1 protein-coding gene is annotated in these 1293 nt (G+C 60.2%); it reads left to right on the forward strand.

The window, feature by feature from the left end; translation table 11 throughout:
• Nucleotides 1-77: 77 nt before the first annotated feature.
• Nucleotides 78-1121, forward strand: a complete 1044-nt coding sequence (locus ACDP63_RS24865; RefSeq protein ID WP_409928856.1) for an IS5 family transposase — start codon at nucleotides 78-80, stop codon at nucleotides 1119-1121.
• Nucleotides 1122-1293: the final 172 nt, after the last annotated feature.

Consider the following 1293-nt stretch of genomic DNA (forward strand, 5'->3'; position numbering starts at 1 on the left):
GGGCACCTCTAAAAATTGCCCTGACCTTGGCGCTGCGATATCGTGACATGGTGAACCGGCATATAGGGGATGCAGCGATGACGCAGATGGGTTTCTTTGATCTTTCGGACCGTTATGCGAGCCTGGACGCCAAGAAGGATCCGCTGGTCGAGATTGATGCCGTCGTGCCATGGGAGGAATTCCGTCCGGCTCTTGAGCGGGTTTGGCGCAAGCCGGATGCTGACCGCAAATCCCGTGCCGGGCGCAAGCCGATGGACGCGGTGGTGATGTTCAAGGCGCTGGTCCTGAGCGCACTTTACAACCTTTCCGACGATCAGATCGAATATCAGGTCCGTGACCGGCTATCCTTCATGCGGTTCCTTGGGCTGGGGCTCGGGGATCGGGTGCCTGATGCCAAGACGGTGTGGCTGTATCGCGACGCGCTGGCGCAGGCGGGCAAGGTGGAGGAACTATTCGGGCTGTTCGACGGTCATCTCAATCGGCAGGGCTATATCGCCCGTGGCGGGCAGATCCTGGATGCTTCCATCGTGCCGGTGCCGCGCAATCACAACACGCGCGAGGAAAACGCAACGATCAAGAAGGGCGAGGTGCCCGAGGATTGGGCAGACAAGCCCGCCAAGCGATGCCAGAAAGACCTGAACGCGCGCTGGACAAAGAAGCACGGCAAAAGCCACTACGGCTATAAGAACCACGTGAATGTGGACCGAATGCACAAGCTGGTGCGGCGCTACCACGTCAGTGACGCCGCTGTGCATGACAGTCAGGCAGTGGATCACCTGCTGATGCGGGGCAATACCGGGTCTGGCGTATGGGCGGATGCGGCCTACCGGTCCGAGGAAATGGAAGCAAAGCTGCGCGCTCGAAATCTGAAAAGCCACATCCACCGGAAGGGCAAGCGGAGCAAGCCGCTGACCAAACAGGCCAAGGGCAGCAACCGCACCAAATCCACCGTACGGGTTCGGGTCGAACACATCTTCGGTGCCCAGGCCAACGACATGGGCGGCACCCTGGTGCGTACCATCGGGCTGGTTCGGGCCAAAGCAAAGATCGGGATGAAGAACCTTGCCTACAACATGCGCCGCCTCTGCCAGCTGCGCCGCCTCAACCCAAATCCGGCGTAGAAACCGGTCGGCCAAGGACGCAGATCATGCTGCGCATCACGAAAAACGACCCTGAAATCAGCCGCGCATCATCAGACCCGACGCAACAACCCGTCAGCTGACGGCCTTCGAGGCGCTTCAGGTTGCGCCAACTGCTCCGTGGTCGAGAGAGCGGTCAAAAATCGAGATGCCC

Origin of the sequence: Paracoccus sp. P2 (assembly GCF_046335115.1) — a bacterium.
Classification (GTDB): Bacteria; Pseudomonadota; Alphaproteobacteria; order Rhodobacterales; family Rhodobacteraceae; genus Paracoccus; species Paracoccus pantotrophus.

Excerpts from the sequence above, each read along its gene's own strand:
- ACDP63_RS24865 (WP_409928856.1), top strand. The coding sequence starts at position 78 with ATGACGCAGATGGGTTTCTTTGATCTTTCGGACCGTTATGCGAGCCTG.